Source organism: Variovorax sp. RTB1 (assembly GCF_035018765.1).
In the GTDB taxonomy this organism is placed as follows: domain Bacteria; phylum Pseudomonadota; class Gammaproteobacteria; order Burkholderiales; family Burkholderiaceae_C; genus Variovorax.
Window position 1 is genome coordinate 1 of sequence record NZ_JASJXG010000076.1, and the last position, 15,204, is coordinate 15,204.

Consider the following 15,204-nt stretch of genomic DNA (forward strand, 5'->3'; position numbering starts at 1 on the left):
GACCTCGTGCGCGCGGACGGAGGAATGCTGCTGCGAGTGTTCGCCAATCTCTTGGAAAACGCGATTCGGCACAGTGCACCCGGCGATATTATTTGGGCGAACTGCAACGTCGAGAAAGGACTTGAGGCTGTGGTCAGTATTCAGGACGAAGGCACCGGCATGGCACCGGCCGTGCTGGATGCGCTGCTCGATCGCGGGGCCCAGGGCCTGACCGAGGCCGCCAAGCTTTCCGCTTCTCAACAAGACATTGAAGCGGCTCACAACGTTGCGCCGCGCGATGCCAGGACGCACGGCTTCGGATTCGCAATGGTCAGGCAGGTTGTGGCCGCACATGGCGGCTGGATCTCCGGCCAGAGCACTGTCGGTGAAGGCACGACTTTCGCGATCGGCTTTCCTTTGCTGCATGCGGAAAAGCAATTTCAATAGCCCAGTCCAGCACCTTGCAATCCGCGTGCTGGCGAGAATTGCAAGGCCTGCCTACAGGTCGGCAAGACGCCGGCGAAGATGACTCGCTTCGGAGGGGCTCAGCCCGGTGCAATACCGGACGAGAAACACCGCCTGATCGGCGAGATCACAATGTCCAACTTCTGGGGTCAGTTCAATCCCGGGGCGATTCATTAGGAGCGCCCATGAAAAGCGTCATGCCGCGATGTGCAAGACTCTCGCGATCCGATAATTTTTCAGAGAAAAGGCGGAGCATTCATGGCCGACAAAATCCTGGTTTTCTACGGTTCGTACCGGTCCGATCGCATGGGCATCCGGTTGGCCGACTACGTGGTGTCGATGCTCACGGCGCGTGGTGCCGCTGCCGAGCTGGTCGACGCGCAAGCCGTCGGCCTGCCGATGCTCGACCGCATGTACAAGGAGTACCCGAAAGGCGCGGCACCGGCCGCTATGGAAGCGCTCGCCGAGAAGATCCGCACCGCGGACGCCTTCATCTTCATCACCGGCGAATACAACTGGGGTCCACAACCCGGATTGAAAAACCTGACCGACCACTTCCTCGAAGAATGGTTCTGGCGACCGGCTGCCGTGGCGAGCTATTCGGCAGGTCGGTTCTCCGGTGTGCGATCAGGCTCGATCTGGCATCAGATCCTGTCGGAGATGGGCATGGTGGTGGTGTCGAGCACGCTCGCGGTCGGCCCGATCTCGCAGACGCTGGACAGCGAGGGCCACGCAACGGGAGCGCCCGGTGCCGCACTCGACAAGTCGTTCGGACGCTTTGCCGACGACCTGGCGTGGTGGACCGAAGCCACGCGCGAGCAGAGGGCGCGCAAGGTGCCGCCTTACTGATTTATCGAGGTCTGCTACTTGTTTCCGCTGACCGCCGAATCGAGTGTTTTCAGTACTTTGTCGGTGACGTCGTAAGCCGGCCGGATATAGACGATCTCCTGCAGGATGGCGTCGAAGCGCTCCGTTTCTGCAACCTGCTTGACCGCGCGCGAGGTGGCTTCCAGCAGCTTTTGCAGCTCTTCGCCGCGCCGGCGCTCCTGGTCCGCCTTGAACGCCTCGCTGACGCGATTCAATTCGCGCTGCTGTTCGCCCAGCCGGCGCTGACGCTCCAGACGCTGTTCGTCGCTCAGATTGGGCATGTCTTTCTCGAGCCGGGCGACGGCTGAGCTGAATGCCTGTGCCTGGTCTTTGCCGGCTTTGGCCCGGACCGCGAACTCGACTTCAAGCGCTTCTTCGGCGCGCTTGCCCAGAACCGAATCCCGCATCACTCGATCGACGTTGACATAGCCCAGCCGGAACTGCTGCGCGCTCGCAGTGCCGCAAGCGGCCAAGGCAAGCAGCACGCAGAAAGAAGAGACGAGTCGCCTGTGGGTACGGGTAAACATTTGTTGGGAGAGGCTGGTCAGAGAGAGGTCGGTTCGACTCGAATGATCCCATGCTTGGCCGGCGCACCCAAAAATTGGGAGTCTTAACCCTTGGGACACCGTTTGGTGATGTGGGCTCGTGTGTTCGGCACCGAACCGACTCGGTCATAAAAGGCGCGCGAAAATTTCGGCATGTTATTTACTGCACGCCAACGCCCCGTACGCGCACTGTGGCTGATACCGATCGCGCTGATGATCGGCGGTGCTTTGCTTGTGGCATCGGCATGCAGCCCGAGCCCTGACGGCTCGTTGCTGGTGGTGGCGATCCTCGGCGCGCTGCCCTGGTCGCTGTGCCTGCTCATGCTGGACGCCACGCCGGGCTTTGCGGAAACGGCCGGACGGCTTGTCTCACTTGGCATCGTTCTGAATCTGGTCGGGGTGTGGTGGGGGATGCTTGCGTTTGTGAAGCGCCGCTCAAGACGTCGCCCTGCGGAGGTTCGGCTTTCATGATCCACTGGATGTTTGGCCCTACACACATCGAGATCGACACATGACAGCATCATCAGACTACATCCCACCCAAAGTCTGGACCTGGAACAAGAGCAACGGCGGCAAGTTCGCCAACATCAACCGCCCGATCGCCGGGCCGACGCATGACAAAGAGCTGCCCATAGGCCGCCATCCCTTGCAGCTCTATTCGCTGGGAACGCCAAATGGCATCAAGGTGACGGTCATGCTGGAGGAGTTGCTGGCACTCGGCCACCAGGGCGCCGAGTACGACGCCTGGCTGATCAAGATCAACGAAGGCGATCAGTTCGGCAGTGGCTTCGTCGACATCAATCCCAACTCCAAGATCCCGGCGCTGATGGACCGCAGCGGGCCGACGCCGATCCGGGTTTTCGAGTCGGGTGCGATCCTGGTGTACCTCGCCGAAAAGTTCGGCGCCTTCTTGCCGACCGAACCAGCGCATCGTGCTCAGTGCTTGTCATGGCTCTTCTGGCAGATGGGCAGTGCGCCGTACCTCGGCGGTGGGTTCGGGCATTTCTATGCCTATGCGCCGACCAAGATCGAGTACGCGATCGACCGCTTCGCAATGGAGGTGAAGCGCCAGCTCGATGTGCTCGACCGGCGACTTGCGGAGTCACCTTATCTGGCAGGGGACGACTACACGATCGCCGACATGGCGGTGTGGTCCTGGTACGGCGCGCTGGCCAAGGGGCTGGTCTACGAGGCGGCGGAGTTTCTGGAGGTCGCGTCGTACACGCACGTCCAGCGATGGACGGACCAGATCGCGGCGCGGCCCGCGGTGAAGCGCGGGCGCAGGGTCAATCGAGTGTGGGGCGACGCGGCCGAGCAGATGCCCGAACGCCATGACGCCAGCGATTTCGACATGACGACCAAGCCGTGACGTCGTGGCTCCGGGGCTCGCCGACGGTCAGCCGTTTCATGCTGCCTTAGCCGTTGCAGGCGATCACCTTGAACTCGACGCGCCGGTCGAGCGCATCACGCAAGTCGTCCGTTCCGGTCCCCACGATGTTTTCGCGAAATCCAAGGCCGGCGTCACGCAGCTTGCGTGTGAGTTCGGGGGCTTCGGTTTCGAGTCGCCGCTTGACGTACGTTGCGCGCTGCAGCGACAGCCGGTTGTTGATCTGCTCGGAGCCGGTGCGGCTGGTGTGCCCGGTCACCACAACGCATTGCTCGATCAACGCGCTCTGACGCGCGATCTGGCGCAGCCACATCGGATACGGCCCACTGACCCGGGTGTCGACCACGAAGTCGGTCGTTCCTGGCTTGAAGAGGAATTTCACGCTCAAGTTGTTGGTGGCCAGGCCCAGCCGCACCATGAGCCCAAAAGTTTTCTCCGCCGCATCGGTTTGGCCGAGCTGCGTCTGCGAAAGGTACAGACCACTGTAGATGCCCATCTGCTGGCCGTCCGGGCGCAGCGATGCGGCCTCGTAACGCGCCAGCGCTTCGGTATAGCGCTTCTCGTTGTACGCCGCGTTGGCGTCGGCGAGCAATGCCGAGGTCGGCAACCGTTCCAGATAGAGCGCATCCGCAGGCATGCCGGCCTTGGTCTGCGAGGTGCGGATGTAGCCTTCCACCACGCGGTCTTTCGCGATCACCGGGCTGTCACGGTAGACGGCGGTCGGACTGGTATTCAGATTGTTGTCGCCCACACGTGAAGCAGTCTGGGCCAGCACCAGCCCGGTCTTGATATCGGTGAGCGCAAGACTCAGGCGGTACTGCGCGGCGCCGGCCGTGCTGCTGGTCTGGGTCAGAGTGCCGTTCAACACGAACTGGGCGCCGGCCAGGCCGGTGGCGTCGAAGGCCGAAACAGTGAACTGCTTGAAGCGCGAGCGCACGCGTTCGGCCACGCGCTGTTCGGCGATGCGCGTGACCTCGGTCTGCTGCCCACTGGTGCCGTCCAGCATCGGGTCGACCACGATGATGCGCGGCGCCTTCAGGCGGGACTCCACCGTTGCCATGAAAGTCGGTAGCTTTTGAGTTTGCGCGAAGAGGTCGTCGACCGACTGGTCGAGTGCCTCATCGAAGGGTATGGCCATGTCGCGCTCGGATACGCGCGGCGCGCCGCAGGCGACCAGGGCCATGGCACAGCCCAGGAGCGCGGCCCGTGCGAGCCGTTGAAGTTGGGTTTGGGTGATCAGCATCTGGTTCTCAGGGTTTCTCGGTCGGTACTGGTCAGTGGCGCACCTGCCGAGGCGCGCATGACGATCTCGCTGCAGCGGGAGGCGCCAGCAGGTTCGGCGGCGGATCTTTCGGCTTGCGGGATGGCTGCGACAGTCGATGGGGATTCGACGCGATGGGTCGTTGTCGACGGCAGCTTCGCTATACGCAAAGAAGTGGCTTTGGGCGCTGGAACCGCGTCCGGTATGCGATCAGCGACCTTCGGTGGCGCAGGCGCCACCATCGCTGGCGGAGCCGGGGTAGTGATGGCAGGCGACGGAACCGCATTGGTAACGGACACCGGCGTCGGCGGTGCCAAGCGTGCCGAGGGTGCCGAGGGTGTAACGGCGGCCGGAGTTGCAGGCGCGTGAGCGTCGGCCGTCGCTGTGTCGTGCGACGCCGACGCTGACAGCAGCAGCACCCCCACGCCGAACATGATCGTGACGACTCCCGCCAGTACCGAGGTCGCGCGACTGGCCAGCCTGGTCAATACAGCACCGGGTTGCATCCACAACCCGTGCGGCCTCTTCGTGACGCGCGACACGTCCAGCAAGACCAGCAGCACGGCGACACCAAAACTGACGGCAAATCCGATGCGCGTCAGCGAGCCACCGGGTGCCAGCCGCTCGAGTCCCGAGATGGCCAGGCCGACGAACGCCGCCAGCGCATTGAACGGAAATACCCACGTGCTGATCGCCTTCAGAATCTGCTGCTGGGTTGTGAGAGGAGGCGCTTCGGGTGGCGCGACGTGTATGGCGCGAGGTACTGTCGTCGGGATTGGAGCCGGGGTACTGGCGCCATAGAGCTGCTCGAGATGAGCACGCAGCGCGGGCTCGGGCACCTGCAGCAGGAAGGTCTCGATTCGCCGACCATTTTCTTCGGTGAAACCATCGGTCGGCCTGAACGCTGCCCGGTGCGCCACAGACAAGTCCGACACCGAAACATGGAAGGCGCCGGACACCAGGATCTCGCCGACGAGGGCATGCTGCATCACATGCTCGGCAACGTTGATCCCCTCGCCAAAGAAACTGGGCATCCCGTTCACGTCCTTGCGCGCGACCAAAGATCCAAGGTGAAGACCCGCCCTCGACGGCTGCGAGCCGTCCTGGCGCATCCAGTCGGCCAAACGGAACGCTGCGGTCAACGCGGCATCCACGTGATTCTGAAAACTGATGCCGACGCCTTCCCCGGCCGGGAGGATGGTGCGGTCCGGTTCCGGCACGCCGGCCAGGAGACTGGCAAGGAGCGCCTGAAGCTGTGCGTGCCACTCCATCCGCGCGCTGCCGTCCCACTCGGCTGTCGAGACGGGCTGAAGGCACAAAACGCTGCAGACGATCGAGTGACTGGGCGTAGACCGGTTCACTCGCTTGACGGCGTTGCGACTGCAAAGGAAGAGTCACTTTCACGCGCGACTATTGCTGTGTGCGGCGCGTATCTGCTCATCGTTGAGGGGTGGTCTGCAAGCGCCAAGGGGCGAGGCAGGATGACAAGGAAAGAAGGGCGCACAAAGGACTTGGTATCAAGGCAGACGGTGGCCGACAGCGAGTTGGGCCGTAGGTCCAGAGAGATTCACATAAGTTAACAATCGTAAATGAAAAAGGTTCACTTACAACTTTAGTTAGAGCTGCGGACCCTGCGCGTAATGCCCGGCCCAACCCGGCCTGCGCCGTCGGACGAGGGCATGCAGGCAAAACTGTACCGACGCCGCAGAGGTCGATCTGCTGCAGTTGCGGCTAACCAGGTTGCTGTGCCCGCTGCAGATACGCGCCGAAGCTCTGCAGAGCCCCGACGCGCGCCATCGATTCCCCCTTCGATGCGGGGTGAAGGCGTCTTTCCGGTGGGTCAGTGGCTATTTACGGCTTGCCCCAGATCCGCTTGTACTGATCCCGATAGCCGTTGTCCGGGTCGAAGATGTTCTTAGGGCCACCGTCCTTGCCGACGTTTTCGACCGTGACCAGATGCACCTTGGGGTTGTAGCCCGACCAGGCCACCTTGTTGAAAGCGCGGTTCAGTTCATCCACGACCTGCCAGCCCTGCATGTTGAGCGGCTCCGGCACCGTGCCGGCCTGGAATCGCTTGCTGCGGATGCGCTGGTAGGCCGCTTCGGAGCCGTCGCCGGCCGATACCGCCTTGGGGCCGCCGTCACCCTTTTTGCCGGCGGCTGAAAGCGACGGGCCCATGAAGTCGAAGTACAGGTCGTTGATGGCCAGCGAATGGGTCCATTTGTCGCCGAAGCGTTGCAGCAACGACGTCGTCAGTTGCGGCATGCGGGTCGAGCTTTCGGAGATCGGGCTGTCTTCGAAACTGAGCACCGTGCAGCCGCCGCACTTCTTGATCACGGCTTCCATCGCCTTGGCCTTGTAGAGCGCGATCGCGTATTGCGAGTCGGTGAAGATCACCACGCCGGCCTTGCCGCCGGAGTCGACCACCGCCCACGAAGCGGCCACATCGGCGACGTCGTCGGTCACGGTGGTGACGTTGGCGTACAGGCTGGCTTTTTCATTAGGGCCCGGCTTTTCACCCGAATGCCAGCCGACCAGCGGCACGCCGGATTTGGCCGCGTTCTCGAAAGCCACCTTCTGCTCGGTGGTGTCGAAGCCGCCCACCACGATGCCGGCCGGCTTGAGTGCCAACGCCTGGTTCAGCGCGGCCGTGCGTCCGCTGACCGAGCCCTGGCCGTCGATCACACGCACGTTCCAGCCGATGGCTTTGCCGGCTTCTTCGACGCCCTTCGACACGCCGACGATGCCGCCGTTTTTCATGTCGCCCGCGACGAACACGATGGTGCCCCCCGCTGCGGCTTTGGGGCCGGTGGTGGGGCCGTCCCACTTCTCCTGGCTCATGGTCGCGACGGCTACCTTCTGCTTGGCGGCGTCGAGAAAATCGTCGGCCAGCGCGTGCCCGGCCAGGCCGGCCGTGCAGAGCGCGAGGACCGCGGTGGTGATGCGGGTGCGAACAGTCTTCATCTTGATGTCTCCGTTGGTTTTGTAATGGAAGCGAGGGAAGCGAGAGAGGTGAGGGAGTTGAGAGGGAGCGTCGAAGGTGTTTCCTGCGGGTCCAATGCCAGTTGTCGCTCGGCGATGCGCCGCTTGATCGACAGGTTGCGGCGCTGCTGCGCATACCCCGCGATGCCGATCGACACCAGCAGGGTGAGCCCGTTGAACAGCGGTTCGACATAGAAGGCGCCGCCGAATTGCTGGATGCCCGAGATGCCGATTGCCAAAATCGCCACGCCGACCAGCGTGCCCCAGACGTTCACGCGGCCGGGCCGAATGGTGGTGGAGCCGAGAAAGGCGCCGACCAGCGCCGGCAGCAAAAACTCCAAGCCGACACTGGCCTGGCCGATCTGCAGCCGCGAGGCCAGCAGCACGCCGGCAAAGCCCGACAGCAAGCCCGACGCCACGAAGGCGCCCATCACGTGCTTGCGCACCGAGATCCCGTTGAGCTGGGCCGCCTTGGGGTTGGCGCCGATCACGTAGAGTGCGCGGCCGAGCGGCGTGAATTCGGTGACCAGCCACAGTGTCACGGCGACGGCCAGCACGTAGAACGCTGCGATCGGCAAGCCCAGGAAGCTGCCGCCGGCGAGGCCGACAAAACCATCGGGCAGATCGCCCACCACCTGACGGCCACCGCTATGCCACATGGCGAGCGCGTAGATCACCGTGCCGGTACCCAGCGTGGCGATGAACGAGTCGATCTGCACCAGCTCGACCAGCAGGCCGTTGAGCACGCCGAACAGCGCCGCACAAGCCAGCACGATCAGCACCGCGAGCGGCCACGGCACACCGAATCGCGTCTGCAGACTGATGGCGAGGATGTGCCACAGCACGATGCCGTAGCCCACAGTGAGGTCGATCTTGCCGGTGATCATCGGGATCGTCGCGGCCAGCGCGAGCAGCGCGATCACCGACTTGTCGGACAGGATGGCGCGCAGGTTGAACAGCGTCGGAAAGGTGTCGGGCAGCAGCAGCGAGAACAGCAGCGCCAGCGCCACGGTGAGCATGACAAGGCCGTACACCGGAATGGCGCGGCCGAACCGCTGCACCAGCGTGAGCGCCTCACCATCGAGCGACTTGTCCGGCTCCAGTGCCGTGGACTTGATGGAACTGCTCATGCGAAGACTTCCTCTGTGTGTTGGGTGTCGGCATGCAATGCACCGCCAGCGGCCATTGCGAGCAGGCGCTCCACCGTGATCTCGGCGTCCGTCAGCTCGGCTGCGATCAAGCCGTCGCGAAACACCAGCACGCGGGTGCAGACGGTGGCGACTTCCTCGAAGTCGGTCGACACCACGACGAGCGCGCTGCCAGCTTCAGCGCGCTCGCGCAGCACGCCGTAGATCTGCCGCTTGGCGCCGACGTCGACACCGGCCGTGGGTTCTTCAAGCACCACGAGCGGCTTGTCGAGGTCGAACCAGCGCGCCAGCACCACCTTCTGCTGGTTGCCGCCGGAGAGCTGTTGCACCTCGGCGCCGGGCGCCGGTGGGTTGATATCGAAGCGCTCTATCAGGCGGAGCGCACTGGCGTGCTCGCGTCGCCGGCGGTTGAAAGAGATGCCGCTATCACCATGCAGCGAAGGATTCGGAAACAGGTTTTCGAGCACCGACATCGAGGCCGCGAGGTTCTCTTCCAGTCGCTCGCTGGCGACGTAAGCCACCCCCGCCCGAATGGCATCTGCCGGGGTGCTGAAGCACACCTCGTGGCCGAGCAGCCGCATGCGTCCGGCCGACAAGGGCTCGCGGCCGAACAGCGCGCGGCTGATCGCCTCATGCCCGGCACCGCGCAGGCCGACCAGGCCGACCACTTCACCGCGGCACACTTCGAAGCTCATGGGCCCGGCGTTGCCGCTGGCCGCGCCGTCGAGTTGCAACACCGGCTCGGCGCCCGCACTGGCACGGCACGCCGCCTTGGCCACGCCCGCCGACAGCGCCTTGCCCACGATCAGGCTGACCAGTTCGCTTTCGTTCGTCTGCGAGGTCGTTTTGATCGCGACGAGCTTGCCGTCGCGCATGACCGCTGCGCGGTCTGAGATGGCCATGACTTCGTCGAGCCGGTGCGACACATAGATCATTGCCATGCCCTGGCTGCGCAGACCGCGCAAGACGCCGAAGAGGCGTTCCACATCGGCCATCGGCAGACTGGCGGAAGGTTCGTCGAGCACCAGCAGGCGGGCCTGCACCTCGAGCGCGCGGCCGATCGCCAGCAAGGATTTCTCCGCCCGCGTAAGAGAGAAGACGCGACGTTCAGGATCGATGTCGCAGCCGACGCGCGCCATCACGCGCACGGCCGCACGGTTCGCCGCCTTCCAGTCGATCAGGCCGAAGCGCCGTGGATAGCCCATGCCGAGCGCGACGTTTTCGGCCACCGTCATCCACTCGACCAGGCCCAGATCCTGGTGAATGAAGGCCACCGGCTGCGCCCGTCGATCGCTGCTGCGCCAGGCGTCTTGCGGCCGGCCCTTGAAGAAGATCTCGCCGCTGTCAGAGGGATAGATACCTGCCAAAAGTTTGATGAGTGTCGACTTGCCCGCGCCGTTCTCGCCGAGCAGCGCGAGGATCTCGCCGCTGCAAACGTCGAGCGTGACGTCGTCGACCGCCTGCGTGCCGCCGAAGCGCTTGCTGATCCCATCGAAACGCAGCAATGTCTCGCTGTACGGCGTCGAGGCGCCGCTGCCTCGCGGGTGCAAAACTTCGGTCATCGACGCAGTTTCGCCCTTGTTGCGTTACCGGTAACTGGTGCTTACCCGGAGCGACCGATCGGCACGTTCCTAAATATGATTCGCATGCGCTCTCGAAAACAAACGATGCCTTCTCGCGCTACCCCCGACCCAGGACGCCAGGTGACCATGGCCGACGTGGCGGCACGCGTCGGCGTGTCGAAGATGACGGTGTCGCGGGCTTTGAGCCGCGCCTCACAGAGCGACCGGACCACGTCGGAGGCGCTGCGGCAACGCATCCTGCAGACCTGCACGGAGATGGGCTACGTGGTCGACCAGACCGCGCGCACCTTCTCGTCGAAGCGCTCCGGCTTCATCGCGGCGATCATCCCGTCGCTCAACAATTCGAACTTCTCGGACACGGTGAACGGGATCATGGCGGCGGTCGAGGGCAGTGGCCTGCAGTTGCTGCTCGGCTATTCCGACTACCGGATCCAGAACGAAGAGCGGTGGGTCAAGGCGATGCTGATGCGCCGGCCGGAAGGCGTCATCCTGACTGGCGGCAGCCATACCGAAGCGACGCGCGCGACGTTGCTCGCCTCGGGCGTTCCGGTGGTCGAGACATGGGACCTGCCGCAAAGTCCGATCGAACACACGGTCGGCTTCTCCAACGCCGAAGCCAGCGGTGCACTGGTGCGGCATCTGCACGGCAAGGGCTATCGGAACATTGCCTTCATCGGCGGCACATCGAACCGCGACACGCGCGGTGCCGACCGCAGGCGCGGTTATGTCGATGCCGTCCGAAAACTCAAGCTGCCGGCTGGCCGGGTCATCTCGTTCGGCCAACCACCGATCTCGATGGAGCAGGGCGGAGAAGCGATGGCGCTCCTGATGAAGCAATGGCCCGATGTGGATGCCGTCCTTGCGGTGTCAGACCTGTCGGCCTTCGGCGCGTTGGCCGAGTGCCAGCGGCGCGGCTGGAATGTGCCGGAGCGCATCGCCATCGCAGGCTTCGGCGACTTCGAAGTGGCGCGCAGTTGCCATCCGCGGCTCACGACCGTCGCCATCGATTGCGCCGGCATCGGCCGTGCTGCCGGTGAACTGCTGTTGCGGGCGATCGAAGCTGCGCGTAACGGTGCGCGACTGCCACCTGAAACAGTGCGCACGCCTTTTCAGATCGCGCAGCGCGAAAGCACCTGAAGCGCAGACGTCTTGCTCAATCGAAGTTCAGAATCACCTTCATCGCCTGCGACCGATCCGCTGCCAGTGCGAACGCCCGCGCTGAATCGCGATAAGACAGCGTTGCCGAGATCAGCGGCTTCACATCGACCAGGCCCTTGTTCAGCAACTCGACCGCCATCGCGAACTCTTCATGGAAGCGGAAGGCACCGCGCAGCTCGAACTCCTTGGCCACGATGGTGTTGATCGGCAGCGTCATTTCTCCACCCAGGCCGAGCTGCACGATGATGCCGCGCGGTCGCACCGCATCGAAAGCGCCCACTAGCGCACGTGCGTTGCCGCTGGCTTCGAACAGCACGTCGAAGCTGCCTTTGTCGGCGGTGAAGCGCGCCAGACCATCGGGCTCTTCGGCGACGTTCACGACTTCATCGGCACCGACTTTCAGCGCCTTGCCCAGCGTGTGCGCGCCGACATCGGTGGCAACGATATGGGCTGCGCCAGCGCGCCGCGCCGCGATGATCGCCAGCGCGCCGATCGGGCCGCAACCCGTGACCAGGACGCGCTTGCCGAGCAGCGAGCCAGCACGGCGCACGGCATGCAGCGCGACCGAGAGCGGCTCGGCCATCGAGCCTTCGCCGTCGCTGACCGAATCCGCGAGCTTGTGGGCTTGGTGTGTCTCGACCACGATCTGCTGACGGAAGGCACCCTGTACGTGCGGCGTGCGCATGGCACTGCCGTAGTAGCGCATGTCCAGGCAATGGTTCTGCAGGCCTTGCTGGCAGAACTTGCAGACACCGCACGGCCGGCTCGGGCTGATCGCCACACGCTCGCCGGCCGCGAAGCCACGCACGTCCGCGCCGACCGCCTCGATCACGCCGGCTACCTCGTGGCCGAGCACCATCGGCTCCTTGATCCTGATGGTGCCGAAGCCGCCGTGCTGGTAGTAGTGCAGGTCGGAGCCGCAGATGCCGCCGCAGCGCACGCGCACCTGCAACTGGTCGGGGCCGAGCGGCGCGGTTTCATAGGTTTCGACGCGCAGATCGCCGGGCGCGTGAATGACGAGTGCTTCCACTTTTTGTGTGTCCTTGATTTTTAAAGCTGTGCCGTCACGCCGCCATCGACGTACAGGATGTGGCCGTTGACGAAGTTCGACGCGGCGCTCGACAGGAACACTGCCGCGCCCACCAGGTCTTCGACGTCGCCCCAGCGCCGCGACGGCGTGCGGCCGATCAGCCACTTGGAGAAGTCCTCGTTCTTGACCAGCGCTTCGTTCAGCTCGGTCTTGAAATAGCCCGGCCCGAGCCCGTTCACTTGAATGCCATGCTGGCCCCAGTCGATCGCCATGCCCTTGGTCAGCATCTTCACCGCGCCCTTGCTGGCGGTGTAGGGCGCGATCCCCGGGCGGCCCAGCTCGCTCTGCACCGAGCAGACGTTGACGATCTTGCCGCGCTTGCGGCCGATCATGTGGCGCGCCACCGCCTGGCCGACGAGGAAGACGCTGTCGAGGTTGGTCTTCATCAGCTCGTGCCAGTGCGCTTCTTCGAACTGATCGAGTGGCGCACGGCGCTGCATGCCGGCGTTGTTGATGAGGATGTCGATGGGGCCGATGTCGCGCTCGATGCGGTCGACCGCTTCCTTGACGGCTTCACCGGATGTGACGTCGAAGCTGGCCGTCACGATGTCGGCGCCTTCGCCGCGCAATGTGGCTGCAGCGGCTTCGAGCTTGTCTGCGTTGCGTGCGTTCAGCACGATGCGTGCGCCCGCGCCGGCGAGTCCGCGGGCCAGGGCAAAGCCGATGCCGGCGCTCGAGCCGGTGATCAGTGCAGTGCGGCCGGTGAGGTCGAAGCTTTTGAGGATGGCGTTCAAGACAGATCTTTCATTGCGCTGTCGTCAGCACATCGGGATTGACCGGCGTCGGCGGCTTGCCGGCATGAGGCCCGGCGCCGAGTGCCGCGATCAGGTTGTCGACCGTGAGCGACGCCATCGCACGGCGCGTCTGAATGGTCGCGCTGCCGATGTGCGGCGTCAGCACGACGTTGGCGAGCCCGAGCAGGGCCGGATGAATTCGCGGCTCACCTTCGAACACATCGAGGCCGGCGGCAGCGATGGTGCCCGCCTTCAGAGCAGCGGCCAGCGCCGCATCGTCGACGATGCCTCCGCGCGCGATGTTGGTCAGCGTGGCGGTCGGCTTCATCAGGCGAAGCTCCTCGGCACCGATCGTGTGGTGCGACGAGGCCGAGTAGGGCAGCACCAGCACCAGGTGGTCGGCTTGGCGCAGCAGCGTGGCCTTGTCTACATAGCGGGCGCCGATGGTCGCTTCGGTCGCGGTATCCAGCTGCGTGCGGTTGTGATAGATCACCTGCATGCCGAAGCCCAACGCACCACGCCGCGCGATGGCCCGGCCGATGCGGCCCATGCCCAGAATGCCCAGCGTCGCGCCGTGCACGTCGGCGCCGGCGAACTGGTCGAAGATGCCGCCCTTGTTCCACTCTCCGGCACGCACGAAGCGCTCGGATTCGCCCAGGCGCCGGGCCGTCGCCATCATCAGCGCGAAGCCCAGGTCGGCCGTCGTTTCGGTCAGCACGTCGGGCGTGTTGGTCACCAGCACGCCACGTGCCGTGCAGGCCGCGACATCGACGTTGTTGTAGCCGACGCCGACATTGCAGACCGCCTTGACCGTCGGGCAGGCGTCGAGCAATGCCGCGTCGATGCGCTCGCTGCCATGGCTCATCACGCCCTGCTTTCCGTGCAGGCGTTGCTTCAGTTCGTCAGCGCTCCAGATCGTGTCATTCGGGTTGTCTTCGACCTCGAAGTGATCGCGCAGGCGCTGGGCGATGTCGGGGAAGGTGGCTCGGGTGATGAGGACGGAGGTCATGGCTTGTCTTCTTTATGCTGGTTGTTGTGTGCAGAACGAGCGTATTCGGCGAAATGGGCTCACGCAAAGATAACTTTTTTGAACTTAGGTTGGTGAAGCATCAGAGACGCTGCGTGGCGGAGTCCGCGAAGAATGCTTCGAAGCCATCGAATGGTTCGAATCGGCCATCGCGCAACACCAGCCTCGACACGCCCGGAAACGCACGCTCGCGGTCGCCATGCGCCACGTCGCCTGGGTAGCAAAAAACGCGCGCCGTATCGACCTCAATATGAACCGGATGAATGAGCCGTGGCGGCGTGGCACGCGCGGCGTCGAACGCTTCATCGGCGCTGGCGTAGCGCGACAGGTGGGCGAGGGTGATGATCTGCGGCGGTGCCAATTCGATCTCGCGCTGCCAGTACATCTCCAGAGCTTGGCGCGCGCCGAGCCAGCGGCCAATCGTCGACTCGTGGTCTGCGACATCGGCGGTCTGACCCACAGGCATTCGAGCCACGAAAAAGCGCGTGTCGAAGCGACGGCGCGGCATGTTGGGTATGACCGGCGTGATCCAGCGCGACCATGGTGCGATGAGGCTGCTCGACAGCGTCAGGCCGAGCGCGTCCAGCATCGATTCGAACGGCACATCGCGCGGAAGCGGAGTCGAGTCCAAGGCCGAAGCAGGGGGTTGCCAGAGCCCATCGGAACCATCGGCCAGCAGTACGCCGGCCTCTTCGAAGAGTTCGCGCAGCGCCGCCACGTGGATGGCCGCAGCGACTGGCGCCGAGAGCTCTGGCTCGCCGAGCGCCGCGTGCAGATCCCCTGCGTCGCGATCGAGCCGATGCACCGAGAGCGGGTCGGCTGCATCGAGCTTGCCGCCCGGAAAGACATGCACGCCGCCCAGCACGCTGGCCTCGATCGCACGGCGCATCAAGAAGGTTTCGAGGCCCTGCGCGCCACTTCGAAGTCGCCGAAGCCTGCGATGGCGATGCGCTCCGGCACATTCCAGCCGCGCCGCTG

At 64.4% G+C, this 15,204-nt stretch carries 15 protein-coding genes; 5 read left to right on the plus strand and 10 right to left on the minus strand.

Going from position 1 to position 15,204, the window contains the following annotated elements; genetic code table 11:
• Window positions 1-426: ATP-binding protein (locus tag QN397_RS25220; protein WP_323502323.1), on the plus strand; the 426-nt coding region annotated here is incomplete at its 5' end.
• Window positions 427-702: 276 nt separating this feature from the next.
• Entirely contained in the window at window positions 703-1,293 is a 591-nt protein-coding gene (locus QN397_RS25225; protein ID WP_323496053.1) for an NAD(P)H-dependent oxidoreductase, read from the plus strand.
• A 14-nt stretch (window positions 1,294-1,307) separates the two neighbouring features.
• On the opposite strand, the gene QN397_RS25230 is transcribed toward QN397_RS25225, so the two are convergent.
• A complete protein-coding gene (locus QN397_RS25230) occupies window positions 1,308-1,838 on the minus strand; it encodes an OmpH family outer membrane protein (protein ID WP_323502324.1) in 531 nt (176 codons plus the stop codon).
• A 231-nt stretch (window positions 1,839-2,069) separates the two neighbouring features.
• Between QN397_RS25230 and QN397_RS25235 the strand changes: the two genes are divergently transcribed.
• On the plus strand, window positions 2,070-2,327 hold the full coding sequence (locus tag QN397_RS25235; protein WP_323502326.1) for a hypothetical protein: 258 nt from the start codon (window positions 2,070-2,072) through the stop codon (window positions 2,325-2,327).
• A gap of 40 nt (window positions 2,328-2,367) precedes the next feature.
• A complete protein-coding gene (yghU, locus tag QN397_RS25240; protein WP_323502327.1) occupies window positions 2,368-3,225 on the plus strand; it encodes a glutathione-dependent disulfide-bond oxidoreductase in 858 nt (285 codons plus the stop codon).
• A gap of 46 nt (window positions 3,226-3,271) precedes the next feature.
• Here the strand turns inward: yghU and QN397_RS25245 are convergent, their stop codons facing one another.
• The 5 genes from QN397_RS25245 to QN397_RS25265 all read right to left on the minus strand — a co-directional run bounded on the left by QN397_RS25245 (window position 3,272) and on the right by QN397_RS25265 (window position 10,196).
• Window positions 3,272-4,486: an OmpA family protein gene (locus QN397_RS25245; protein WP_323502328.1), complete on the minus strand. Its 1,215-nt coding sequence runs from the start codon at window positions 4,484-4,486 to the stop codon at window positions 3,272-3,274.
• Complete coding sequence (locus QN397_RS25250) at window positions 4,480-5,775, minus strand: hypothetical protein (RefSeq protein ID WP_323502329.1); 1,296 nt, start codon at window positions 5,773-5,775, stop codon at window positions 4,480-4,482. The genes QN397_RS25245 and QN397_RS25250 overlap by 7 nt, the downstream gene beginning before the upstream one ends.
• A gap of 580 nt (window positions 5,776-6,355) precedes the next feature.
• Window positions 6,356-7,468, minus strand: a complete 1,113-nt coding sequence (locus QN397_RS25255; protein ID WP_323502331.1) for a substrate-binding domain-containing protein — start codon at window positions 7,466-7,468, stop codon at window positions 6,356-6,358.
• On the minus strand, window positions 7,465-8,616 hold the full coding sequence (locus tag QN397_RS25260) for an ABC transporter permease (protein WP_323496046.1): 1,152 nt from the start codon (window positions 8,614-8,616) through the stop codon (window positions 7,465-7,467). Before QN397_RS25260 ends, QN397_RS25255 begins: the two co-directional genes overlap by 4 nt.
• Complete coding sequence (locus tag QN397_RS25265; RefSeq protein ID WP_323502332.1) at window positions 8,613-10,196, minus strand: sugar ABC transporter ATP-binding protein; 1,584 nt, start codon at window positions 10,194-10,196, stop codon at window positions 8,613-8,615. The genes QN397_RS25260 and QN397_RS25265 overlap by 4 nt, the downstream gene beginning before the upstream one ends.
• Before the next feature lie 147 nt (window positions 10,197-10,343).
• On the opposite strand from QN397_RS25265, the gene QN397_RS25270 reads away from it, so the two are divergent.
• Window positions 10,344-11,354 carry a LacI family DNA-binding transcriptional regulator gene (locus QN397_RS25270; protein WP_323502337.1) on the plus strand — a complete coding sequence of 337 codons (1,011 nt, stop codon included), beginning with the start codon at window positions 10,344-10,346 and terminating at the stop codon, window positions 11,352-11,354.
• Window positions 11,355-11,370: 16 nt separating this feature from the next.
• Here the strand turns inward: QN397_RS25270 and QN397_RS25275 are convergent, their stop codons facing one another.
• The 4 genes from QN397_RS25275 to QN397_RS25290 all read right to left on the minus strand — a co-directional run bounded on the left by QN397_RS25275 (window position 11,371) and on the right by QN397_RS25290 (window position 15,115).
• Complete coding sequence (locus QN397_RS25275; protein ID WP_323502333.1) at window positions 11,371-12,405, minus strand: L-idonate 5-dehydrogenase; 1,035 nt, start codon at window positions 12,403-12,405, stop codon at window positions 11,371-11,373.
• 20 nt (window positions 12,406-12,425) lie between these two features.
• Window positions 12,426-13,199 carry an SDR family NAD(P)-dependent oxidoreductase gene (locus QN397_RS25280; protein WP_323502334.1) on the minus strand — a complete coding sequence of 258 codons (774 nt, stop codon included), beginning with the start codon at window positions 13,197-13,199 and terminating at the stop codon, window positions 12,426-12,428.
• Window positions 13,200-13,209: 10 nt separating this feature from the next.
• Window positions 13,210-14,208: a D-glycerate dehydrogenase gene (locus tag QN397_RS25285; protein ID WP_323502335.1), complete on the minus strand. Its 999-nt coding sequence runs from the start codon at window positions 14,206-14,208 to the stop codon at window positions 13,210-13,212.
• Between the two features lie 100 nt (window positions 14,209-14,308).
• Window positions 14,309-15,115 carry an NUDIX hydrolase gene (locus QN397_RS25290; RefSeq protein ID WP_323502336.1) on the minus strand — a complete coding sequence of 269 codons (807 nt, stop codon included), beginning with the start codon at window positions 15,113-15,115 and terminating at the stop codon, window positions 14,309-14,311.
• Window positions 15,116-15,204 lie beyond the last annotated feature (89 nt).